This window comes from Collinsella sp. 4_8_47FAA, from assembly GCF_000763055.1.
In the GTDB taxonomy this organism is placed as follows: domain Bacteria; phylum Actinomycetota; class Coriobacteriia; order Coriobacteriales; family Coriobacteriaceae; genus Collinsella.
In genome coordinates, this window is sequence record NZ_KN214137.1 from 34125 (window position 1) to 57045 (window position 22921).

20 protein-coding genes are annotated in these 22921 nt (G+C 60.4%); all 20 read right to left on the reverse strand.

The genetic code is table 11. The features are described 5' to 3' along the window. Nucleotides 1–15: 15 nt before the first annotated feature. Complete coding sequence (locus HMPREF9463_RS08270) at nucleotides 16–333, reverse strand: stage V sporulation protein S (RefSeq protein ID WP_006235982.1); 318 nt, start codon at nucleotides 331–333, stop codon at nucleotides 16–18. Between the two features lie 74 nt (nucleotides 334–407). Beyond that, complete coding sequence (locus HMPREF9463_RS08275; protein ID WP_035138498.1) at nucleotides 408–1493, reverse strand: ATP-binding protein; 1086 nt, start codon at nucleotides 1491–1493, stop codon at nucleotides 408–410. 1 nt (nucleotide 1494) lies between these two features. Next, nucleotides 1495–3045 (reverse strand): ribonuclease Y, encoded by a 1551-nt coding sequence (gene rny / locus HMPREF9463_RS08280; RefSeq protein ID WP_035138500.1) that lies wholly within the window; start codon nucleotides 3043–3045, stop codon nucleotides 1495–1497. Nucleotides 3046–3302: 257 nt separating this feature from the next. Continuing rightward, the gene (locus HMPREF9463_RS08285; RefSeq protein ID WP_082437769.1) at nucleotides 3303–3995 is read right to left on the reverse strand and encodes a regulatory protein RecX; all 693 of its coding nucleotides are present in this window, start codon (nucleotides 3993–3995) and stop codon (nucleotides 3303–3305) included. 11 nt (nucleotides 3996–4006) lie between these two features. Beyond that, nucleotides 4007–5155: a recombinase RecA gene (recA, locus tag HMPREF9463_RS08290; RefSeq protein WP_022094695.1), complete on the reverse strand. Its 1149-nt coding sequence runs from the start codon at nucleotides 5153–5155 to the stop codon at nucleotides 4007–4009. Nucleotides 5156–5412: 257 nt separating this feature from the next. Then, nucleotides 5413–5943: a CinA family protein gene (locus tag HMPREF9463_RS08295; protein WP_035138501.1), complete on the reverse strand. Its 531-nt coding sequence runs from the start codon at nucleotides 5941–5943 to the stop codon at nucleotides 5413–5415. A 12-nt stretch (nucleotides 5944–5955) separates the two neighbouring features. Further along, the gene (pgsA, locus tag HMPREF9463_RS08300) at nucleotides 5956–6504 is read right to left on the reverse strand and encodes a CDP-diacylglycerol--glycerol-3-phosphate 3-phosphatidyltransferase (RefSeq protein ID WP_232219795.1); all 549 of its coding nucleotides are present in this window, start codon (nucleotides 6502–6504) and stop codon (nucleotides 5956–5958) included. Between the two features lie 99 nt (nucleotides 6505–6603). Beyond that, nucleotides 6604–7953: a 30S ribosomal protein S12 methylthiotransferase RimO gene (gene rimO / locus HMPREF9463_RS08305; RefSeq protein ID WP_035138503.1), complete on the reverse strand. Its 1350-nt coding sequence runs from the start codon at nucleotides 7951–7953 to the stop codon at nucleotides 6604–6606. Nucleotides 7954–7980: 27 nt separating this feature from the next. Next, the gene (locus HMPREF9463_RS08310) at nucleotides 7981–8478 is read right to left on the reverse strand and encodes a YajQ family cyclic di-GMP-binding protein (RefSeq protein ID WP_035138505.1); all 498 of its coding nucleotides are present in this window, start codon (nucleotides 8476–8478) and stop codon (nucleotides 7981–7983) included. 26 nt (nucleotides 8479–8504) lie between these two features. Continuing rightward, nucleotides 8505–10016 (reverse strand): helix-turn-helix domain-containing protein, encoded by a 1512-nt coding sequence (locus HMPREF9463_RS08315; protein ID WP_052044183.1) that lies wholly within the window; start codon nucleotides 10014–10016, stop codon nucleotides 8505–8507. After that, nucleotides 10016–12796, reverse strand: a complete 2781-nt coding sequence (locus tag HMPREF9463_RS08320) for an FtsK/SpoIIIE family DNA translocase (protein ID WP_232219786.1) — start codon at nucleotides 12794–12796, stop codon at nucleotides 10016–10018. The genes HMPREF9463_RS08315 and HMPREF9463_RS08320 overlap by 1 nt, the downstream gene beginning before the upstream one ends. Nucleotide 12797: 1 nt before the next feature. Next, nucleotides 12798–14468, reverse strand: coding sequence for a ribonuclease J (locus HMPREF9463_RS08325; protein ID WP_006235967.1), 1671 nt, complete (start codon nucleotides 14466–14468; stop codon nucleotides 12798–12800). A 640-nt stretch (nucleotides 14469–15108) separates the two neighbouring features. After that, nucleotides 15109–17355, reverse strand: a complete 2247-nt coding sequence (locus tag HMPREF9463_RS08330) for a polyribonucleotide nucleotidyltransferase (RefSeq protein WP_035138507.1) — start codon at nucleotides 17353–17355, stop codon at nucleotides 15109–15111. 149 nt (nucleotides 17356–17504) lie between these two features. Continuing rightward, the gene (gene rpsO, locus HMPREF9463_RS08335) at nucleotides 17505–17783 is read right to left on the reverse strand and encodes a 30S ribosomal protein S15 (RefSeq protein WP_035138510.1); all 279 of its coding nucleotides are present in this window, start codon (nucleotides 17781–17783) and stop codon (nucleotides 17505–17507) included. A gap of 138 nt (nucleotides 17784–17921) precedes the next feature. Beyond that, entirely contained in the window at nucleotides 17922–18671 is a 750-nt protein-coding gene (gene recO, locus HMPREF9463_RS08340) for a DNA repair protein RecO (protein ID WP_035138511.1), read from the reverse strand. A gap of 15 nt (nucleotides 18672–18686) precedes the next feature. Further along, nucleotides 18687–19754 (reverse strand): GTPase Era, encoded by a 1068-nt coding sequence (gene era, locus HMPREF9463_RS08345; protein WP_198019964.1) that lies wholly within the window; start codon nucleotides 19752–19754, stop codon nucleotides 18687–18689. A gap of 12 nt (nucleotides 19755–19766) precedes the next feature. After that, the gene (locus HMPREF9463_RS08350; RefSeq protein WP_035138512.1) at nucleotides 19767–20144 is read right to left on the reverse strand and encodes a diacylglycerol kinase family protein; all 378 of its coding nucleotides are present in this window, start codon (nucleotides 20142–20144) and stop codon (nucleotides 19767–19769) included. Between the two features lie 9 nt (nucleotides 20145–20153). Beyond that, nucleotides 20154–20663, reverse strand: a complete 510-nt coding sequence (ybeY, locus tag HMPREF9463_RS08355) for an rRNA maturation RNase YbeY (protein ID WP_035138513.1) — start codon at nucleotides 20661–20663, stop codon at nucleotides 20154–20156. Then, a complete protein-coding gene (locus HMPREF9463_RS08360) occupies nucleotides 20660–21646 on the reverse strand; it encodes a PhoH family protein (RefSeq protein WP_035138514.1) in 987 nt (328 codons plus the stop codon). The genes ybeY and HMPREF9463_RS08360 overlap by 4 nt, the downstream gene beginning before the upstream one ends. Continuing rightward, a complete protein-coding gene (locus tag HMPREF9463_RS08365) occupies nucleotides 21627–22919 on the reverse strand; it encodes a MiaB/RimO family radical SAM methylthiotransferase (RefSeq protein ID WP_035138515.1) in 1293 nt (430 codons plus the stop codon). Before HMPREF9463_RS08365 ends, HMPREF9463_RS08360 begins: the two co-directional genes overlap by 20 nt. Nucleotides 22920–22921 lie beyond the last annotated feature (2 nt).

The following is a 22921-nucleotide window of genomic DNA, read 5'->3' on the forward strand; positions in this document are numbered from 1 at the left end:
CGAGGCTAGCAGAAGCTATGCCACAGGCTTAACATCATCCATGACGACGTTATCCATAGCAGCTCGATTGATCTGGTGAACGTAGATAGAAAGGCGGATGGCCGTGCGCGACTCCCCGTTAATGAGAATGTCGGAGAACACGGGCGCGCAGGAAATATCAAAACCGGTTGGGATCAAAAAACCGCGCGCGATGGCAACGGCCTTAATGGCCTGGTTGACAGCACCGGCGCCGACACACTGGATGTTGACGGGTACACCATCCTTGACCATGCCGGCGATGGCGCCGGCAACGGACGCGGGCGATGATTTGCTTGATACCTTCAGGCAATCCATGAAGAAACTCCTGCGTTTAAAAGTACGTTTTAACTGCAATAACTGTATCGTACCGAGAGGACTCGGTAAAGGCACTATTCCTCTTTGGCAAGATCGAAGGTCACAGTGATTCGATCACGCGAAACACGAATCTTTGGGTCGCCGCAAAGGTTGAGATAGTACCTGGCGGCAAGGTCATTGAAGTCCCGCTCCACAGCACGCGAAAACTGTGCCATGTCATCCTTGGCAATACGTAGCCCGCGACGATCCTTCGCGAGATCGACAGGAGCCGGCGCATGCGAGGACGAATCACGCTCGCGCAGCAGACGCGCGGTCACACCGCGAACGGGCTTAATCTGCCCTGCCAAAATGCGATGTGCCGTGCGCTCGGACATCCCAAGACCCAAACCCGAGCAGATACGGATAAAGTCCTCGGCATCAGAGGCAAGGCCTAAACGATCGACAACCGGAAGCTCGCTCTCGTCATCAATAAACAGGAGACGAGACGTATCGAGCCGACTTGACGCCTGAGCATAAAGGGTCGCGGCAATCTCAGACGGAGAACCAAGATAGACATCGCAACCACGCAGCTCCTCGAGCGCAAACTCACAGGCAGCGCGAATAATATTATGCGGGCCGCGAGCACAGACATAACGTCCGTCCTCATCCTTGACGGCCTGGGGCCAGCTGGACTGATCGGCACGCTCACTGAGGCGGTCGGCTGCAACGCTCACCTTAAAGGCTGAACCAAGATCGACGCCGGACGTGACCACACGGGCCTCGTCGGTGTTCTGCTTGATCGAAAACAATGCCATGCCACGACCGTGAACGCCCCAACGGTCCATCTTCATGCTCTCGAGCTTGGAGGTAACGCGGGCATCGAAGATTCGCTCTTGCATATCCTGCGGAACGCCCGAACCGTTATCCAGAAAGACAAGCGTGCGGACGCCATCTTCCTTGGTCGTGGCGAGATAGACCTTGTCGGCGCCGGCATCGCGAGCATTACGGAGCATTTCGATGACGATATCCTCGACATGCTGAATGTCGTGTTTTGCCTGGCGCCGCTCGGCCTCCGAAACGCGGAGGCGGACATACCCCTCGCCAAGGTTCTCCTCGACGCGAAGGTTGCCCTCCCCCGACATCGACGCGATAAATGAGATGAGCTCGTTCGCGTCGCTCATGTTATTTAGCGATATCGACAGCGCGGCTCTCGCGAATCACGACGACGCGCACCTGACCGGGATACTCCATCTCTTCCTCGATCTGATGGGCGATATCGTGAGCCAGGACCGTGGACTGGGCATCGGAGATCTTGTCCGGCTGAACCATGACGTGGACCTCGCGACCAGCCTGCATGGCATAGGTACGCTCGACGCCTTCATGGGAGTTGGCAATCTCCTCGAGCTTCTCGAGACGCTTGATGTAGTTCTCGGCAGACTCGCGACGGGCACCGGGGCGAGAGGCGGAGACGGCATCGGCGGCCTGTACCAGGACATCGAGCACCGTGTTGGGGTCGACATCGGCATGGTGAGCCTCGATAGCGTGGACGATAACGGGCTTCTCACCATAACGGCGGGCAAGCTCGGCGCCGATGACGGCATGCGGGCCCTCGACGTCGTGGTCGATTGCCTTGCCAAGGTCGTGCAGCAGGCCGGCGCGCTTGGCGGTCACAACGTCCAGGCCAAGCTCGGAAGCCATCACGCCGCACAGGTCAGAGACTTCGAGGGAGTGCTGAAGCACGTTCTGACCAAACGAAGTACGGTAGCGCAGGGCACCAAGGGTCTTGACGATCTCGGGATGCAGGTCGTGAATGCCGGTATCGAAGGCAGCCTGCTCGCCAGCCTCGCGCACGCGCTGCTGAACCAGGTCGGCAGCCTTGTGATACATCTCCTCGATGCGAGCGGGGTGAATGCGGCCGTCGGCGATGAGGTTCTCGAGGGCAACACGAGCGGTCTCACGACGGACCGGGTCGAAGCTCGAAAGAACGACGGTCTCGGGCGTATCGTCGATCACGAGGTTGACACCGGAAACCTGCTCGAAGGTCCGGATGTTGCGACCCTCGCGACCGATGATACGGCCCTTGAGGTCATCAGAGGGAATGTGCACGGAGGTAACGGTGACCTCGGCTGTGTGGTCGGCAGCGCAGCGCTGAATCGCCAGGGACAGAATCTCCTGGGCGGTCTTGTGGCACTCGGCGCGAACCTGCTGCTCGGACTCGCGAATGATCGTGGCGGCCTCGTGGGTGACCTCGCCGCGAACCTTATCGAGGAGCTCCTTGTGGGCGTCCTCGCGGGTAAGGTCGGCAATACGCTCGAGCTCGGAGGTCTGCTTAGTGCAGAGCTCCTCAAGCTCGCGGGAGCGCTTCTCGACCTGACCGGCCTGGCTGGACAGCTGGTGCTCACGCTTGTCGAGAGCGTCGTTTCGGCGATCAAGGGACTCCTCGCGCTGCATCACGCGGTTCTCAAGCGTACGAATCTCGCTCTTACGCTGCTTGTCCTCGGCCTCGGCGGCCTGCTTGTTCTTGATGATCTCCTCTTTAGCCTCGAACAGAGCCTCTTTTTTGAGGGTCTCGGCCTGACGCTTAGCATCACCGATCAGGGACTCAGCCTGTGCGTGTGCCGACTGGATCTTTTCGTCGGCCTCGTGAAGACTACCCTGCTTGGCGGTGCGCATGTAGGCAATGGCGGCGATGGCACCCAAAACGATGCCAACGAGCGCTGCGATGATAGGCATGCTCACTCCTTTTTATGGATTCGTTACACAACAAAGCGAACCGTCCTTACGAACGGCTCGCGACATTTGAGTAATATGGGCGCAGCTTATGCGGGTCGGATACAGATAAACATATAAACAAACTCATCACAGATGAGCACATATCACAAAGCAAATGACAGTGTTTATCGTACGTTGAACCACAACAACTGTCAAATAAATGGCCCCAGCACGGCGGCTAAAACGCGGTGAACGGCAGGGCAACAAAGCGCATACGCCTAAACTGCACATTCCTCGCGTTCGGCATCGAGACGTGCCTTAACGGCATCGGCGGCGATGTGATACGAGAAGCCCTTGCCCATCAAAAACCGAACCAGTTTTTCGAATCCGCGCGTCTCTGGAACACGACGCTTGGCGAGCAGGGCTGACGCACGCGTCAAATCGTCTTCGACGGCAAAATAATCCTCGGGATAACCGGGAATGTCATCGAGCACGACATGACGGCGCTTGAGCTCGGTCTCGATTTTGCGCTGTCCCCAACCGCGCCGCTTGCGCTCCTCGATAAAGTACGAGCAAAAGCGGCTCTCGTCTAAAAAGCGATACTCGGTGGCGCGCTCGACGGCGAAATCGATCGCAGGCTGGTGAAAGCCGTAGCGAGCCAGCTTGTCACGGACCTCACCCGTTGCATGGTCGCGGCGCGATAACATCTCGGTCACCATGGTAAGTGCACATTTACGCTCAATGAGCTGCACCGCCTCACGGAAGTTGTCCCAATCACAGGGAAGATCGGGGCGGTTTTTGACATACAGCCGCGCGACCCGCACGGGAATCCAAATGGACCGCTCAAAACCGCCCTCAAGCTCACAATCGATATGTGCGCAAGGCTTTTTGGACGCATACCCGCTCGAGAACGAGGAGGCCGCCTTCTTATCGGGAAAGACGACCGTGGCCTCGGTCACCGTATACGACATGAGCGTAACCGCTACTCGTCGTCATCATCGAGCATGGCGGAACCATCGATGGCGTAAAGCTCGTCAAACTCCTCAGGCGCAGGCTGATCGGTCAGCTCGACCTCGGACGGAGCATCGTCATCAAACTCAAGTCCGCAGGCAAGGCGGACCTTATGCTCAATCTCGTCAGCGCAATCGGGGTGTTCGCGCAGGAACGCCTTGGCGGCCTCGCGACCGTTGCCGAGCTTGTCCTCGCCATAGGCAAACCAGGAGCCCATCTTCTTGCAGATGCCGCACTCGACAGCCATGTCCAGAATCGAGCCCTCCTTAGAGATGCCCGTACCGTACATGATGTCGAACTCAGCAGAACGGAACGGAGCTGCCACCTTGTTCTTAACGACCTTGGCGCGCACGCGGTTACCGATAACCTCGTCCTTAAGCTTAATGCTGTCGATACGGCGAATGTCGATACGCACCGAAGAGAAAAACTTAAGGGCGCGGCCGCCCGTCGTAGTCTCGGGGTTGCCGAACATGACGCCGATCTTCTCACGCAGCTGATTAATGAAGATGCACGTCGTGTTGGACTTAGAAAGCGAGCCGGCGAGCTTACGGAGCGCCTGGCTCATCAGGCGAGCCTGAAGACCGACCGTAGTGTCGCCGATTTCTCCCTCGATCTCGGCACGCGGGGTCAGCGCGGCGACAGAGTCGACGACGATGGCATCGATGGCGCCGGAACGCACGAGCATGTCAACGATCTCGAGCGCCTGCTCACCCGTATCGGGCTGGGAAATCAGTACCTCGTCGATATCCACGCCAATGCGCGCGGCATACGTGGGATCGAGCGCATGCTCGGCATCGATAAATGCCACAACGCCACCCATTGCCTGGGCCTCTGCCAAAATCTCGAGCGAAAGCGTCGTCTTACCGGAGGACTCAGGACCGTAAATCTCGACGATACGGCCGCGCGGCACGCCGCCGATACCCAGCGCGGCATCGAGGGCCAGGGCGCCCGTGGGAATGGCCTCGACCTCGAGCTCGGGACCACCGTCGCCGTACCTCATGATGGAACCCTGGCCGAATTTCTTCTCGATCTCGGCCTTGGTGGTGGCGATCATCTCATCGCGCTCTTTACCCGTCGTGCGAGCATGAACGGTACGTACGGGACCTGAATTCTTGGCCATGAATAGCCCTCCTCTTAACAACCTGCATCGATAATAAACGAACGGCTGTTCGTGGTCAACCGTTCAGGCCAATCATATGCAGGCGGTCTTTCCAAAACCCAACCAAACGCCGACCAAACACTGACCAAATGCTTGACCACAAAGGACCAAATATGAACAAGGCAGGCAAAAATACATCTACAACCAGCACAAACGCCAAATGAGCCTAAGGTCCCTATCTCCACAATTAAGGGGCTCGAAGGCCCCTTAAAACACGTCTATACCATAGAGTTGAGCACAAGGGCAATGCGACCCAATGCCTCCGTGACCGCATGGGCACGAACACACGAACGGTCGCCCTCATAGTGGCAGCGCACAGAGTCCACAACCGGCACGCCCCCATCGGCGGAACGATGCGCCCAGCCAATATAGAAAGTGCCCGCCGGATCGTCCTCAGTGCCACCGCCGGGGCCGGCATAACCCGTTGCGCTCACTGCAATATCGCTCTGGTACAGCTCCAGCGAACCCACCGCCATCTCGCGCGCGGTCTGATGCGACACCGCGGTATAGCGGTCAAGCGTCTCCTGCTCAACACCAAGAACGCGATGCTTAATCTCATCGCAATAGGTCACCGCACCGCCACGCAGCACCGCCGAGGCGCCCGGGATATCGGCAATCGTCGAGGCGATCATACCCGCCGTCAGCGACTCAGCCGTCGAAACCGTCACGCCCCGAGCGCTCGCGCGCTCGACAATATCACGCGCCAGCTCCTCGTTATGTGCGGAAATCTGCTCAAAAGAGTCCGTCATACCCACCAGGACCTAGACCGAAAAGACGATCTTGCGGCAGTTCCAGAAGTACTGGGCGCCCGAGATAACGGTCAGGACAACGGCAACGGCGTACAGGAAGCGCGAAACCGAGTAGATGCCGAGCGTTAGCGCCACCGGGCCAAGGTGCAAGCCGGCCATAGCAAAAACGCACAGGTAACCGCAAATGGAGACCATCGTGGTTGCCGTCTTGTACTTGCCGAGCTTATCGGCCGCAACGACCACACCGGCCGCACTCGCGACCATGCGAAGGGCGCTCACCAGAAGCTCACGGAACAGGATAATGAACACGGACCACACGGTCACTACGCCAAAATCCAAGAACAGCAGCAGGGCCGAGAACACGAGCAGCTTATCGGCGATGGGGTCCAAGAATTTACCGAAGTCGGTGATCTCGTTGCGCGAACGCGCCAGATAACCGTCGACCTTATCGGTGCACGACAGGATCACATACAGAATGAAGGCAGCGGCGGCGAGCGGGCCGTCGAAGGTGCTCCAATCCGTACCGGCAACACTCGTTTGAGAAAGCGCCGACACGATCATGAACACCGGGATAAAGACGATGCGAACGCACGTCACGATGTTGGCGGGCGTCCAGACACTCGTCAGTTCCTTATTACTCTCGTTAGCCACGACGCTCTCCTACTCCACAACATGACCGATAAGCTCGTAGCAGAAGCTATCGGTAAACTCGACGGTCAGAATATCGCCCACGGACGCCTCGCTGGCGTCCAGATGCACCGCGCCATCGGAATCGGGCGCCTGGAACCAGGCATGGCCGATCAGCTCGGCGCCATCCTCGGTCTCTTCGATACCGTCGACGATTACCTGGGCTCGCTCGCCCACATGGGCGGCGGTGGCGGCAAAACCGAGCGACTCGGCCAGGTCCATGGCCTCCTGGGCGCGCTCGAGCTTAACCTCCTCATCGACCTGGCCCTCCATCTTGGCGGCCAGGCTACCTTCCTCACGCGAGTAGGCAAAGACACTCGTGTAGTCAAAGCCGACGGTGTCCATAAAGTCGATAAGGTCGCGGAACTCGTCGTCGGTCTCGGTCGGGAAGCCGACCATGGCCGTGGAACGAATCACGATGCCGGGGATGCGCTCGCGAAGGTCGCGGAACAGATCCTCGAGCTCCTGGCGCGAACCGGAGCGACGCATGGCCTTAAGAATGCGCGCGTCGCAGTGCTGCACGGGGATATCGATATAGGGCAGCACCTCGGGCGTATCGCGAATCGTCTCGATGAGTTCGTCAGTCATGCCCTCGGGCTGCAGATAGAGCACGCGGACCCAGACGTTGTGCGGGTGTACGGCCTCGGCGACGGCACGCAGCAGCTGCGCCAGATTGCGCGGCGAGCCATCGGCGACGTCCTCGTCGGCAAAGTCGGTACCCCAGATGCCCGTGTCCTGGCCGATCAGCACGATCTCGCGCACACCGCCGGCAACCAGGTCGCGCACCTCGGAGATGATGCTCTCGGCATTGCGCGAATGATAGCGGCCGCGGATGTAGGGAATCATGCAGAAGCTGCAGAAGCGGTTGCAGCCATCGGAAATCTTGACGTAGGCGACAGCACCCTCGACGGTACGTTTGACCTGCGGGATATAGGCTGCAATCTCACGCTCGACACCCAGCACGCCATCGATGACCGCCACGATGCCATCTTCCTCGTCGGCCTTCACAAAGGCAGCGACCTCGGGCAGCTCGTCAGGCAGGTCATCGCCATAGCGCGACGGCACGCAGCCGCACATGACGATGGGGCAAGAACGAACGCCGTCCTGAACCTCGTTGGCGAGCTCGAGCGTGGTCTCGATGCTCTCGGACGTTGCGGAGGCGAGGAACGAGCAAGTATTGACGATGGCGATATCGGCATCCTGCGGGTCGAATGCCTCCTCGTAGCCCGCGGCGGTCAAAAGAGAACGCATGCGGTCGGTGTCAACCTCGTTCTTAGCGCACCCGAGGGTGATGTAGAGCACGGAGCCCAACGGTGTATCCATGTTGGAGAGCAGTCCTTTCGATTGATATTAGCGGTAGTTGGTGAACTGCAGCGGCTGGCCGTAGTCCTGGTCGCGCAGGAACTGAATCACGGTCTGCAACGCGTCCTTCGAAGCAGAGGAAACACGCAGCTTGTCGGCCTCGATGGTCACCTTGACCTTGAGCTTTTGATCCTTGATGTCCTTGTTGATCTTTTTGGCGGTCGCCTGGTCGATACCCTCGACGATATGGCCGAGCACGCGCACGGTGCCGCCCGATGCCGCCTGCGGAGCATCCCACGAGACAGCCTTGAGGTCGATGCCGCGCTTGATGAGCTTGGAGCTCAGCACGTCGACAATCTGTTTGGAGACAAAGTCGGCCGGGGCGTTGATCATAAAGAGCTTGTCGCCCTTCGAAAGCTCGATCGTGGCGCCGGAATCCTTAAGGTCATAGCGCTGGGAAATCTCGCGCGTGGTCTGCTGGAAGGCGTTGTCGACCTCTTGCATGTTGACCTCGGACACGACGTCGAAGCTGGAATCTTTAGCCATAATGTTTCCTTTCGCGTACGAGCGGCTTAGTAGCTATCGTACGAATAGTCGGTAGAATCGCTGGGCGTCTGACCGTCAGTTGCGGTATCGGCGCCATCCGTGGACTGGGCATCGGTACCGTCGGTGGTATCGGTACCATCGGTGGTGTCGGTACCATCAGAACTTTCACCATTCTCGGAATCAGACGTCTCCTTCTTGGGAACGGTGATCGTCACACGCGCCACGCCCGAGGTCTTGGTATCGTAGCGGACCTTTTCACCGTTCTTGGTAACGGTGACATCGGAAGGCTTGGACGTGGTGATCTCGATCGAAGACTCGGGCGTGTACTCCTGCTCAAAGGGGCCAGTCGCCTGGGCGCCATAGACCGACTTGCCGTCAACCTTGACCTCAATCCACGCGGTCTTTCCCTTGGCAACGGAGACTTTGACCTTCGTGACCTCGTTCTCTTCCTTCTTGGCCGTCGTCTTGGTAGCGTCCGAATCAGTCGACTCATCCGTCGCCTCATCGGTGTCTTCGTCCTCGTCGACCGTTTCGGTCTTCTTAGAAGACTTCTTGGTCGTCGTCTTGGTAGCAGTGGGCGTCTCGGGCATGTTCTCGGGCGCCGAAGATGCGCAACCGCGCAGAAGCACCACGATGAGCACAATCAACAGCAGCGCAACGGCGCCGATGCCGGCGTAGACGATACGCGGATCGAGCCCGTTGTTTTGAAGAGTACGTGATCCGCCGCGTCCACGACCGGAACTGCTGCGGCCGCATCCCTGAGGCATACGACCGCGATTGCTATCGGAACGGCCGCGATAGCCGCCCTGGCCCTGAAGGCTGCGCTGACCCGAGCGGGGTGCAAGTTCACCGCGGCCTTGATAGCCACGCTGGCCCGAACGCGGAGCCGAAGAGCGCTGGCCATACGGCTGTGATTGAGAGCGAAGACGCGGCGTCACCTGCGTGGTATCGGCATCCGCATAGCCACCGCGAGAGCGTCCCATAGAGGCACCACGGTAACCGCGATCGGAATAGCCGCCGTCGCCATAGCCGACACGAGGGTCACGCGCCACACCGCGGGCAGCGGGAAGTGCACGGTCCTCGGGCATCGGCGTACTGCGGAACCGGTCACGCTGCGAGCGAATCTCCTCGCCCGAACCCGTCTCGGTAATATAACCGGCCTGCTGAGGACGCTGTCCATAGCGGGTCGAACGACCGCCCTGAACCATCAGGAAGCGCCCGTTATCGACCGAGGAGCGCGAATTGACGTAGCCGGCGGCGTCCTGAAAACGACCGCCCTGCTGGGACGTTTCGCGTTCGTATGCCATCAGGTCGTCAAAATAGGCATTGACGACCTCGCGCGGATTGAGGCCCAAAAAACGAGCATAGCTCGAAATCATGCCCTGTGCATAGCCGCGCGGCGGCATCGAAGCAAAGTTACCGGTCTCGAAAAACTCGATGATCTGCGGCCTGATTTTGATGGTGTTGGCGACCTGCTGAATGGAAAGGCCCATTCGGCGACGCTGCTCGAGCAGCATGTCACCAAAGCGTGCAGCCATCAGAATCCTCCAAACTCACGATCTTCACGTGCCATCTCGGCGTCGACAGACTCCAGCGCGGCAAGCCCCTCCTCGTCCAACAGGACCTCGCGCGGCTTGGAACCGTCGGGCGGGCCGACGACACCCTTTTCTTCCAGCATGTCCATAATACGCCCGGCACGCGCATAGCCAACCTTCAGACGACGTTGCAGGCCAGATGTGGAGCCAAGCTGCGATTCCACCACAATATGGGCGGCTTCCCAAATGAGCGGATCATCGTCTTGCGGCTCGGCGACTCCGGTGCGGACAATGCCACCGCCACCCGCCATGGACATGGAAGCGGGCGTCACGGCAGACAGGATCTCCTCGTGGTAGTCGGGCTCGCTCTGCGACTTGACGAAATCGACAATCTCGTTGATTTCATCATCCGAGACAAAGCAGCCCTGGATACGGCGGGGCTTGCCCCAGTCGACCTTGGAGAACAGCATGTCGCCCAAACCGGTGAGCTTTTCGGCGCCCATCTGGTCGATGATGACGCGCGAGTCGATGCCCGTGGCGACGTTAAAGGCGATGCGGTTGGTGATGTTGGCCTTGATGAGGCCCGTCACCACGTTGGAGCTGGGGCGCTGCGTGGCCACGATAAGATGAATGCCAGCGGCACGGCCCAGCTGTGCAATACGTACGATCGAGGCCTCGACATCCTTACCGGCGACCATCATCAGGTCCGAGAGCTCGTCAATGATGATGACCAGGTAGGGCATCTTTTGCGGCGGATTGTCGTAATGCTCAAACTCGCCGGCGGCCTGCTTTTCGTTGTAGGTCGAGATCTTACGCACGTTAAGACGCTCGAAGACCTTCAGGCGACGCTCCATCTCGGACACGGCCCATTGCAGAGCGCTCGCGGCCTGCTTGGGCTCGGTCACTACAGGCACGTAAAGATGCGGCAGACCGTTATAGCCCGCAAGCTCGACGCGCTTGGGGTCGACCATGATCAGGCGAACGTCCTCGGGAAGAGCGCGCATGAGCAGAGTCGTGATGATGGAGTTGATCATGACCGACTTACCGGAACCCGTGGTACCGGCGATCAGCAGGTGGGGCATCTTGGCAAGGTCGGCGACGACCGGCGTGCCCTCGGCATCGCGCCCGATTGCGAGCTCAAGCGGACCGCCCTTCACATAGGGCAGCACGTCGCCCAGGTTGACGTTCTGGCGCTTGCGATTGGGAATCTCGATGCCCACGAGCGAGGTGCCGGGGATCGGAGCAAAGATACGTACCGACTGGGCAGCGAGCGAAAGCGCGATATCGTCCTCGAGGCTCGAAATCTTGCTCACGCGCTCGCCCTCACCAGGCTGCAGCTTAAAGGTCGTCACCGTGGGGCCGGCGATCCAGCCGACCACGCGGGCACTGCGGCCAAACTCAAGCAAGGTGGATTGCAGTGACTCAGCGGTCTGCTCCAGCTCCTTGTCCGAAGACGCGGCGGACGCCGACTGCGGGTTGGCGTGCAGGATCTCGAGCGGCGGAAGCTTGAGGCCGTCCTCTTCTTCGCCCTCGTTATCTGCGGCGCCGCCGTCCGCTCCCCCATCGCTAGCCGCAGCCGATTCGACAGCACTCGAGGCAGACGCATCGGCAACCTTGGGATGCTTCAAGAAGTCGGGGATCTGAGGTGCTGCCGAAACAGGATTCACGGCAAACGGCGGCTCGGACTCGTCGATCTTATCGGGGTCGTCTTCCATCGAAAGCTGACCGGTTACCTGGTCGCGCTTTGTATGGCGGCGCGGCAGCAAAGTTGTCTTTGCGGTCTCAATCGGAGCCTCGTCATCCTCGTCATCGCCCTCGGTGAGCTCAATCTCGCTATCGGACCAAGACGGGTCGGGCTCGCTTGTATTGAGCTTAGGCGCAGCCTTGCCCTTCTTGGCATGGCGGCGCGGCAGCAGCGTCGTCTTAGCGCGCTCAACCTCAACCGACTCGGACACGTCGACAAACGGATTCTCGTCCTCGTCGTCATCGTCCAAAACCGGGTCCACATCGTTGCCCATAACCGTGGTCACGGCAGCATCGGAGCCCTTTTGACGAAGAATGCTCAAGTGCGGACGGGCAACGCCGGGCACCGACAGGGCTTCGTCGTCACCCCACGGGCTCGCGTTGACGTCGGCACGACGGCGCTCGGCAAAATCGGCCGCACGGTCGCGAGCAGAGCGCAGCACGCCACCCACAGAAAAGCCGATGATGACAAAACCAACGACGGCCAGACCCAACAGGACCACCATCGCGATAGGCTTACCCAGGGCATTCTGCAGCGCACTCGCAATAAACGCACCGATGTAGCCACCCGAGGCGGACAGATTTTGCGGCGTAAACATAAGGTCACACGAGTCGCTCGTACCCGGCACCATCAGCGAAAGAATAGAGACGACGGCGATAAAGACCAAGGCTCCGCCCGCGACCGAGCGAATGTTGAGCGGCGAGTCCTCACCTAAAAAGAGCGTGGCGGCAAACAGCAAAATGACGATCGGCAGCACGTAGGCGCCCAGGCCAAAGCCCAGGTGGTAGAAACCGGCAACCGCAGCCGTAACGGGTGCAGTCGCCGGCGAAATCACGGCAATGAAGGACGCAATCGCCAAAACGGCGATGACCACGCCGGCGATATCGCGGTTGGCCGAAGGCTCGACTAGGGGCTCGAAATCGTCGAAGTCGGCCTCATGGCCCTTATTGGCACGCAGATGGGAACCGGCACCCTTAGCAGATGCCGGTTGGTTGTTGGCTTTATTGCCTTTGGCGTTTTGTGCAGATCCGCGCGCCAAACTAAACCTCCATGACGACCGGGATGATCATCGGACGAGTGCGCGTACGGCTCCAGATAAAGTTGGAGAGCGAGTCGCGCACGGCCTTGCGAATGGCATCGGAACCGCTGCTCGTAAAGCTAAACTTGCCCTTCTCGATCGTCTTCATAATGGACGCGGAGGCATCCTCGGAGAACTGGTCGTCGATGGCAAACGAGACGCCGCGGCCCGAGAACTCGATGGCCTCGATCTTCTTGTGCTTGAGCGAGACGATAGCAACGGCCGTGACCATACCGTCGTTGGCGAGCTTCTGGCGATCGCGCAGGACGATGGGGTCGGTATCGCCGATACGCAGGCCGTCGACGTAGACGACACCGGACTCGACGGGCGTACCGCGCTTGACGATACCGCCGCGCATCTCGAGCGTATCGCCGTTATCGAGGATAAAGATGTGATCGTCCTTGATGCCCATCTTGCGGGCCAGCTGGGCATGGGCGCGCAGATGCACGGCCTCACCGTGAACCGGCATAAAGTACGTGGGCTTGGCCATGGCCATCAGGAGCTTGAGTTCCTCCTGGCTACCGTGACCGGAGACGTGGACGAGAGCGCGGTTCTTATCCCACACGTCGCAGCCGAGCTTGGCCAGGCTGTTGACGACCTGCTGGACGGCCTTCTCGTTGCCAGGAACGGGAGTTGCCGAGAGGATGACGGTATCGCCCTCGTGAATAGAGAGCGTCTTGTGCTCACCGTTGGCCATGCGGGACAAGGCCGACAGCGGCTCGCCCTGCGAACCGGTGCACATGACGACGATCTTGTCGTCGGGCAGGTTATCGATATCGAAGGCATCGATGATATCGGCATCGTCGATGTTGAGGTAGCCCAGCTCGCGCGCGACGCGGGTGTTCGTGAGCATGGAGCGACCGGTCACAACGACCTTACGGCCGCACTTGCGGGCGGCATCGCAGATCTGCTGCAGGCGATGGATATGGCTCGAGAACGACGCGACGAACACGCGACCCGGGGCGTTCTTGATGGCGTGCAGCAAGTTGGGACCAACCTCGGCCTCGGACTTGGTAAAGCCGGGAACCGTAGCATTGGTGGAGTCGGAAAGCAGCAGATCGATGCCCTGCTTGGCAAAGCGGCTGATAGCGGCATAGTCGGGCGTGACGCCGTCGATGGGCGTCTGGTCGAGCTTAAAGTCGCCGGTGTGCATAACGGTGCCCTGATTGGTGCGGATGAACACGCCCAGAGCGCCGGGGATGGAGTGCGTCATCGAGAAGAAGTCGAGCGAAATGCCGCCGAGGTTGACATGGCTGCCGCCCTTGACCTCACGGAACTTGGGTGCGCGGATGCGGAACTCGGAAAGCTTGCCCTCGATAAAGCCAAGCGTCAGCTTGCTCGAGAAGATGGGCACCTTGTTGTTGAGGTCCTGCAGCAGGTACGGAAGCGAACCGGTGTGGTCCTCGTGGCCGTGGGTGACGACGATACCGCGGAGCTTCTCCTCGTTCTCCAGAACATAGGTGTAGTCGGGAAGCACCAGATCGATACCAGGCTGGGAGTCATCCGGGAACATGAGACCGGCGTCGACGAGCACCATGTCGTCGCCACACTCGAAGACCGTCATGTTCTTGCCGATGCCGTCAAGACCGCCGAGCGGAATGATCTTCAAGGGAGATGATTTTTTAGCTGCCATAGGTTAGTGTGGTTTCCTTTCTTCGAAACGGGTCTGGAACAACCGACGGGGCGCTTCTGGCAAACCGACCGCCGGGAACGTACAAACATGCATCACAGAGTCGACGCAGTAACCACAGTATGATACCCATTTGCCCACCAACAGACCACCCATGCATCAAAGCCCCATCTGAACTGGTCCATCCCGCCGGTTTCCCGTGGGGCGGGCACTGATGAAGTTTCCTGCTCTACAGTCCTGCTCACGACGGAGGCCACATTAAGTGGCCTCCTGTTCGTGCGGAACTCGCGATAAACTTCATCAGTGCCCGCCCCACGGGAAACCGGCCAAATAGAGACAGATTTATTTTGGTCGGTTTTATCTGGGAAGATGCTGCTGCGGCTATCTACAGATCTGTAATCTGACTACTGAATAGACTGTCTAACTAAATAGCGAGCGGCATTAACCAGCCCTTTTGCTTGCGCCCGGGAGGGACGCATATGAAGTTTATCGCGAGTTCCGCACGCAAAGGAAAGCACTTAATGTGCTTTCCGTCTTGCGCAGGACTGTAGAGCAGGAAACTTCATATGCGTCCCTCCCGGGCGCAAGCAAAAGGGCGACCCCATTGCGGAGTCGCCCTTGTTGAACTGCTTATGTGGAGCTGCTACTCGGCGTCGTGGTGACGGCGGGGCTTGCGGCCTCCGTTGTCGCCGGGACGACGCGGACGGTCGCTGCGCTCGGAGCGCTCGCGACGCGGACGCTCACGGCGCTGGAAGTGCTCGCCGTCGCCCTCGGAGGCACCCTCGGCGCGAGCCGGGGCCTCGGGCTTGTCAAGACGATCGAGCGAGATCTTGCCACGATCGTCGACCTCGATGACGACGACCTTGACCTCGTCGCCAACGTTGAGGACGTCCTCGACCTTCTCCACACGGCCCTTGGCGACGCGGGAGATGTGCAGCAGGCCATCCTTGCCGGGCAGCAGGTTGACGAAGGCGCCGAAGGGCTGGATGGAGACCACGCGACCGGTGTACTCCTCGCCCGGCTCGGGAACCTTGATGATGAGCTTGATACGCTCGACGGCCTGGTCGACGGACTCGCCGGTGCCGCCGACAAAGACGGTGCCGTCCTCCTGGATGTCGACCGAGGCGCCGGTCTCGTCCTGGATACCGCGGATGACCTTACCGCCGGAACCGATGACGTCGCGGATCTTGTCGGTCGGAACCTGGATGGAGACGATGCGCGGGGCGGTGCTGCGCGTGGAGTGGCGCGGCTCGGGGATCACATCGAGCATCTTCTGCAGGATGAAGGCGCGACCCTCCTTGGCCTGCTGCAGGGCGCGGGCCAGGATGTCGAAGGTGAGGCCGGTAGCCTTGTTGTCCATCTGCAGGGCGGTGATGCCCTCGGTGGTGCCGGTGACCTTAAAGTCCATGTCGCCCAGGAAGTCCTCGAGACCCTGGATGTCGGACAGGACCACGGTCTTGCCCTCCTCCTGGATCAGGCCCATGGCGATACCGGAGACCGGGCGCTTAATGGGCACGCCGCCGTCCATAAGGGCGAGCGTGGAGCCGCAGGTCGAAGCCATCGAAGAGGAGCCGTTGGACTCCATGACCTCGGAGACGACGCGGATGGCGTAGGGGAACTCGTTCTCGTCGGGAAGCACCGGAAGCAGAGCGCGCTCTGCCAGGTTACCGTGACCAATCTCGCGGCGCTTGGGGCTACCCATGCGGCCGGTCTCGCCGGTGCAGAACGGCGGGAAGTTGTAGTGGTGCATGTAGCGTTTGCCCTCGGTGGGCTCGATGGTATCCAGACGCTGGCCCTCGTTGAGCATGCCGAGCGAAAGAACCGAGAGCACCTGGGTCTGGCCGCGCTGGAACAGGCCGGAGCCGTGAACGAGCGGCAGGTAGTTGTCCTTCACCATGATGGGACGGATCTCATCGGCGGCACGACCGTCGACGCGCTCACCGGTCTCGACGACCATGGTGCGCATGGCCTTCTTCTCGAGCTTCTTGAGCGCCACGGGGATCTCGCGCTCCCAAGCGGCCTGCTCCTCCTCGGTGAACTCGGCACGGATGGACTCCTTCAGAGCCTCGACCTTGCCGATACGGGAGAGCTTGTCGGCGTCACGAAGGGCGGCTGCCATCTCGTCGTAGTGGGCGAAGATGCGCTCCTGGACCTCCTCGACGGGCTGGTCGAGCGGGTACTCCTTCTTGACGATGGGGCCGTTGACCTGCTCCCACTCGGCAACGAACTCGTCCTGAGCCTGGCAGAAAGCAGCAAGGGCCTCCTGGCCAAACTTCATGGCGGCGAGCATGTCGTCCTCGGAGATCTCCTCGGCGCCGGCCTCGACCATCGAGATGAAGTCGGCAGAGCCGCCCAGCTCCAGGTCCAGATCGGAGTTCTCGCGCTCCTCGTAGGTGGGGTTGACGATAAACTCGCCGGTCTCCACGTTACGGCCGATGCGCACGCAGGCAAGCGGACCCTCGAAGGGCACGCCGCCGAGCGTCATGGCCAGAGAAGCACCCATGACGTTGATGACGTCGAAGGGGTTGACCTGGTCGGCGACGAGCGAGGTGGCGACGATGTGCACCTCGTTGCGGAAGCCATCCGGGAAGCTCGGGCGAATCGGACGGTCGATCATGCGCGCGGTGAGCGTAGCCTTCTCACTGGGACGGCCCTCACGCTTGAGGTAGCCACCCGGAATGCGGCCGGCGGCGTACATCTTCTCGTTGAAGTCGACGGTCAGCGGGAAGAAGTCGTAGTTCTTACGCTCCTTGGAGACGACCACGGTGTCGAGCATCGTGGTGTCACCCTGCTTGACCAGGCAGGCGCCGGTGGCCTGCTTGGCAAGCTCGCCCGACTCAAAGGTGTAGGTCTTGCCGTACAGCTCAAAGGTCTTGGATACGAGTGTCATTGTTCTCCTTTACCCCGCAGACCCCTTGCCTGCGGGCTTCTCATGTGACGCGGGCCCCCTGCCCCCGCCACGCTTCAGAGCGTGATTGTTCGCGCCCTTACACAAAAAGAGCTCCCCGCTGCGCAGGACGCTCTTAGCATGTACAAATCCTACTGGATGTTGTCGCGGATGCCCAGAGCCTTGATGAGCTCACGGTACTCGACGATGTCGTTCTTCTTGATGTAGGAGAGAAGACGACGACGACGGCCGACGAGCATGAGCAGGCCACGACGGGTGTGGAAGTCCTTCTGGTGGGACTTCATGTGCTCGGTCAGCTCCTTGATGCGCTCGGACAGAATGGCGACCTGAACCTTGGGGTTGCCGGTGTCGACCGGGGTGTTACCGAACTGTGCAGTCAGCTCCGCCTTGCGCTCTTTGGAAACAGTCATTGTTTCACCTTTCGTTTTACGTCGCCCACGGGCGACTCGATTCGCCTCGGACTGGGAAGCCGCCGGTGGAGCGAGCAACCAAGGTCGAGGTACCAACAGGCCGATATGTTACCACAAGCAGCCCGCCCTTGTGCATCATCACCGACCCAACATGAATTCCATCGCACGGAGGCGCTGATCGGTGTGCGTCGCAGCCCAAACATGCGAAAGCCCCAACAAAAAGGCTGCGGTATGGGGGTCGACCCTCTCGGCCATGAGCGCATCGAAGGTCATGGACATGAGGGCGCGCAGCCACGCGACCTCACCGGTCGACACCAGCTCGGCACCCGGAACGCTCGAAGCGCACGACCCGCACATGAGACCGCCCGCCTGGGGCGAAAAATACGACAACATGGGGTCTCCGCACAGCACGCAGGCCGAAAAATCGGGACGATACCCGATATGCGACAGCAGCTTAAAGACATATGCCGCCACAAGTAGATCCATATGTGCCGAGTCGAGCCCGCTGCCGACAAGCTTGAGCGCCCGCTGCGTGATGGCAAAGGTAAACGGGTCCTCGGCGTCCTCGAATGAGCACACGCGCGCGACCTCGGCAATCGCGCTTGCGGCGCAAGTCGTCTCGTAATCGGGTGCAACGCCGAGCGGCGCCTCCATAAGCTCGGCCTGGGAAACCACGTCGAGCGACCGTCCATGCGCAAGCAGCATATCGACGGTGCAGAACAGCTCGCAGCGCGCAGCCAGACGCCCACCGGGTTTGCGGGCACCCTTTGCCACGGCACGAACCTGCCGACCCCGTTCGTCAAGCATCGTCAGGATCAGGTCCGTCTCTTTGAGCTTCGTCTTATCGAGGACGAGCACCTTCGTACGATATGTCCGGGAACCTGCCATGCGCGCCGCGTGTCCTTAGTCCTCGGCGTTGTAGCCAAAGCGACGAATCTGGGCCTCGTCGTCACGCCAGCCGGCCTTGACCTTCACGTCCAGCTCCAAAAAGACCTGCGTGCCAAAAATGCGCTCAAGATCGCGACGGGCGTCGATACCGATATGCTTGATCATCTCGCCGCCCTTACCGATGATGATCCCCTTTTGCCCCTCACGCTCGACGTAAATGGTGGCGTGCACGCGCAGTACCTTCTTGGTCTGCTCGAGCGCATCGCAGATCACGCCAACGGAGTGCGGGATCTCATCACGGGTGCGGCGCAAGACCTTCTCGCGCACAAACTCGGCAACGAGCGTCTCATCGGAAGCGTCGGTACCCATGTCCTCGGGGAACCAACGCGGACCCTCGGGCAAAAAGTGCGCAACGGTCTCGATAAAGGCATCGACGTTGAAGTTCTTGACCGACGACGTCACGATCTCGTCGTCATATTCCATGAGCTCGTGGGCAGCCTTAAGCTGTTCCATGACCTGTGCGGGGTCGGCCTCATCGGCCTTGGTGAGCACCAGGACCTTCTTGCAACGGGCGCATCTGACGCGCTCGGCAACCCAAGCGTCTCCCCTGCCGATCGGCTTGGTGGCATCAATCAAAAACGCGACGACATCGACATCGTTCAGCTCGAACAACGCGCTCTTGTTGAGCTCGGATCCCAGACCGTCCTTGGGCTTATGAATACCCGGGGTATCGACAAAGACTAGCTGGTAGCCGGGACGGTTGACGACGGCGCGCATGCGGCGACGGGTCGTCTGAGCCACCGGCGAGGTGATGGCGACCTTTTTGCCATAGCAGGCATTAAGCAGCGTGGACTTGCCGGCGTTGGGGCGTCCGACCAGGGCCACAAAGCCGCTGCGGAAACCGGGCTCCACGTCACCAAAGCCCGCGAGGCTGTCGCCCTCGTCGCACAGGGCGTCGAGCTCCTCGTCGCTCATGCCCTCAAACGGGTCGAACTCCTCGACATCCTCGAGCTCCTCGGTATCCACCGCGTCCAGGGACTCGTCGTCCAAAATCTCATCGGTAGGCTGCATATTGTCGGACATGGGAATCCCTTTCTAAATAAAGCCGAGCGCGTGGGCAAATACCAGCACGCCCACAATCGCGGCGGTGATGGAAAGAATGTAAACAGAGGCAGCGGCGATATCCTTCGCGCGCTTGGCCAGTGGATGCAGCTCCTGGGTCGCGAGGTCGACAATCGCCTCCATGGCGGTATTGCACAGCTCGCCGTGAATCACCAGGCCACAACAGATGATAATCGTGGCCCACTCGGCAATGTCGAGGCCCACGATACAGCCGGCAATGACGGTGCACACGCCCGCCACGAGCATGACCTTAATGTTGCGCTCGGTCTTGACGGCGGTAACGAAGCCCTCCATGGCATAGGAGAACGACTTTAAGAAGGACGGATGGTCCTTGTTAGATCCGGGAATCATAGACGGCTCCTAGTCGTGGGCGTGGTTGGTGATGGGGCCGACATGGACTAGCTTGGGGTCCTCGCCGCGCTCGAGCGCCAGATCGCGCAGGGTGGCGTCCTCGCGGGCCTCCATGACCTCGGCCTCGTCGTCATCAATATGGTCATAGCCCAGCAGGTGCAGCATGCCGTGAACGAGCATCAGACGGCACTCGTCAGCGGGGCTATTGCCAAAACCGGGGGCCTGACGGGCAATGACCTCCGGGGCCAAGATGATATCGCCGAGCTCGAGCGTCTCATCGGCGGGAATGTCATCGTCAAAGGCCGAGTCGCATTCAAACGAGAGCACATCGGTGGTGCGGTCGATGCCGCGCCACTCGTGGTTGAGCTCGTGCATCTCGTCCTCGTCGACATACGAAAGGGAAATCTCGACTTCACGCTCAACGCTCTCGGCGGCAAGCACAACCTCGCAGATGTGCTCCACCTCCTGCGCGTCGAGCAGCGTATCGAGCTCGGCATCGTTGCTGATCAATACACTCAACGGGACTCCTTCCGGTCACGTGCGCGTTTCTCGCGCACATCATCATAAGTATCGTATGCCTCGACGATACGTCCCACCAAGGCATGGCGCACCACGTCGGCACGCTCGAGGTGCGAAAATGCGACATCGTCGACACGGCCCAAAATCTGCTCAACGTCAGCAAGACCGCCGCGACGACCAACCAGGTCGCGCTGACTCAGGTCGCCGGTAATCACAAACTTGGAGTTGAAGCCCAGGCGCGTCAGGAACATCTTCATCTGCTCGGGCGTGGTATTTTGCGCCTCGTCGAGCACCACGAAGGCATCACTCAGCGTGCGGCCGCGCATGTAGGCAAGCGGGGCGATCTCGATCACGCCGCGCTCCATAAGCTCATCGGTTCGCTCGCGATCCATCATGTCAAAAAGGGCGTCGTAGAGCGGACGCATGTAGGGATCGATCTTTTCCTCAAGGGTACCGGGCAAAAAGCCCAGATTCTCCCCCGCCTCGACAACCGGACGCGTCAAGATCAGACGACCCACCTCGTGACGCTTGAGCGCGGCAACGGCGAGCGCCATAGCCAGATAGGTCTTACCGGTACCGGCAGGACCCAAGCCAAACGTGATGGTATGCGAGCGGATGGCATCCACATAGCGCTTTTGCCCGAGCGTCTTGGGGCGAATGACGCGGCCGCGATACGAAAGCAGCACGTCATCGCGAAGCGACGTAGTCTCGTGCTCACCGTCGCGCAAGACGGCCAGACAGCGAGAAACATCGTCGGCAGACAGCGTGCGCCCGGCGGCCGCCTCGCGAAAAGCATGCTCGAAAAAGCGCGCCACGAGTTCGACCTCGTTCGGGTCGCCGCTCACGGAGATGCTATCGCCACGGGCGACCACATGAGCGCGAACCAAGCTCTCGAGCGCACGAAGGACGCCGTCGCCGGCGCCCAAAACGCGCGAGGGATCAATCCCCTCGGGAACGGTAAGTCTAATCTTCGAGGCTTCCATGAACCTCCCTGCGTGCATGGACCAAGCCGGAATCATCGACTCCGATGATAGCAACATCGAGCAGGCACGGGGCTGTAAGTCCACAGGTATCGTCAAGACGGGCATGATGGAACGAGCCGAGCGTCAGGTTGTCACCATACTCGAGCACGGCACGCTCGACCGTGCCCACGCGACGACGAGCGTCGGCAATAGCGAGCTCCTGTGCGGCGGCCCGCATACGGCGGCTGCGCTCGGCCATAACCTCGGGTGGCACCTGGTCGGGCATGTCGGCAGCAAGGGTACCGGGACGCTTGCTGTAGCGGAACACGTGCATACGCGAGAAACCCACACGGCGGCACAGCGCCAGCGATTCCTCGAACTCCTCGTCCGTCTCACCAGGAAAACCGACGATGACATCGCACGAAAGGGACGCCTGGGGCAAGATGGCACGAATCATACGCACCGTGTCCTCAAAGGCCTCGGCGCTATAGGGACGGCCCATGCGATGCAGGGTCGCCGTGCAGCCGGACTGCACGGGCAGGTGCAAAAACGGGGCGATACGCTGCGGGTAGCGCGCCATAACCTTAAGCAGGCGCTCGGAGATATCCATGGGCTCGACCGAGGAAATGCGCACATGCGGAATAGACGTGCGCTCCATGATGGCCTCGAGCAGCTCATCGATTTCGACGTGCTCGTCGGTCGCGCTCTTGCCATCGTAGGCACCCAGGTTCACACCGGTCAGCACCACCTCGGGCACGCCGGCCTCCTGGGCCTCGCGAACTTGCTCGAGCACGGACTCGACGGGCACGGAGCGCTCGGGGCCGCGCGCCTTCCACACAATGCAATAGGTGCAGCGATGGTTGCAGCCATCCTGAATCTTCACGCCCAGGCGAGAGCGACCGAGCGCATCGACCACCTCGCCATCGCTGCAGGCGGGAACGCTATCGGACTCAACACCCAGCACCTCGCAAACACGTTCGGCGACATCTATCTTGGACGGCTCGGCAATCACGCGATCCGAAAGCTCCGACAGCTCCTCGGGATGCAAATTGACCACGCATCCGGTCACGACCACATAGGGCTCGTTTGGATGGGCCAGCGCATGACGGACGGCCTTACGGGTCTTAGCCTCGGCCTCGCCCGTAACGGCACAGGTGTTAATGACGATCAGATCGGCATCCTGGGGATCCACAATAGCAAAGCCCAGGCGCATAAGATCGGCAGTGATACGGTCAGACTCAACCCGGTTGACGCGGCAGCCGAGGTTGACGACGGAAATATGGGGTGCGAGCACGC

Coding starts and splice junctions, on each gene's coding strand:
- HMPREF9463_RS08270 (WP_006235982.1), bottom strand. CDS start 333: ATGGATTGCCTGAAGGTATCAAGCAAATCATCGCCCGCGTCCGTTGCC.
- HMPREF9463_RS08275 (WP_035138498.1), bottom strand. CDS start 1,493: ATGAGCGACGCGAACGAGCTCATCTCATTTATCGCGTCGATGTCGGGG.
- rny (WP_035138500.1), bottom strand. CDS start 3,045: ATGCCTATCATCGCAGCGCTCGTTGGCATCGTTTTGGGTGCCATCGCC.
- HMPREF9463_RS08285 (WP_082437769.1), bottom strand. CDS start 3,995: ATGTCGTATACGGTGACCGAGGCCACGGTCGTCTTTCCCGATAAGAAG.
- recA (WP_022094695.1), bottom strand. CDS start 5,155: ATGGCCAAGAATTCAGGTCCCGTACGTACCGTTCATGCTCGCACGACG.
- HMPREF9463_RS08295 (WP_035138501.1), bottom strand. CDS start 5,943: ATGACGGACTCTTTTGAGCAGATTTCCGCACATAACGAGGAGCTGGCG.
- pgsA (WP_232219795.1), bottom strand. CDS start 6,504: ATGATCGTGTCGGCGCTTTCTCAAACGAGTGTTGCCGGTACGGATTGG.
- rimO (WP_035138503.1), bottom strand. CDS start 7,953: ATGGATACACCGTTGGGCTCCGTGCTCTACATCACCCTCGGGTGCGCT.
- HMPREF9463_RS08310 (WP_035138505.1), bottom strand. CDS start 8,478: ATGGCTAAAGATTCCAGCTTCGACGTCGTGTCCGAGGTCAACATGCAA.
- HMPREF9463_RS08315 (WP_052044183.1), bottom strand. CDS start 10,016: ATGGCTGCACGCTTTGGTGACATGCTGCTCGAGCAGCGTCGCCGAATG.
- HMPREF9463_RS08325 (WP_006235967.1), bottom strand. CDS start 14,468: ATGGCAGCTAAAAAATCATCTCCCTTGAAGATCATTCCGCTCGGCGGT.
- HMPREF9463_RS08330 (WP_035138507.1), bottom strand. CDS start 17,355: ATGACACTCGTATCCAAGACCTTTGAGCTGTACGGCAAGACCTACACC.
- rpsO (WP_035138510.1), bottom strand. CDS start 17,783: ATGACTGTTTCCAAAGAGCGCAAGGCGGAGCTGACTGCACAGTTCGGT.
- recO (WP_035138511.1), bottom strand. CDS start 18,671: ATGGCAGGTTCCCGGACATATCGTACGAAGGTGCTCGTCCTCGATAAG.
- era (WP_198019964.1), bottom strand. CDS start 19,754: ATGTCCGACAATATGCAGCCTACCGATGAGATTTTGGACGACGAGTCC.
- HMPREF9463_RS08350 (WP_035138512.1), bottom strand. CDS start 20,144: ATGATTCCCGGATCTAACAAGGACCATCCGTCCTTCTTAAAGTCGTTC.
- HMPREF9463_RS08360 (WP_035138514.1), bottom strand. CDS start 21,646: ATGGAAGCCTCGAAGATTAGACTTACCGTTCCCGAGGGGATTGATCCC.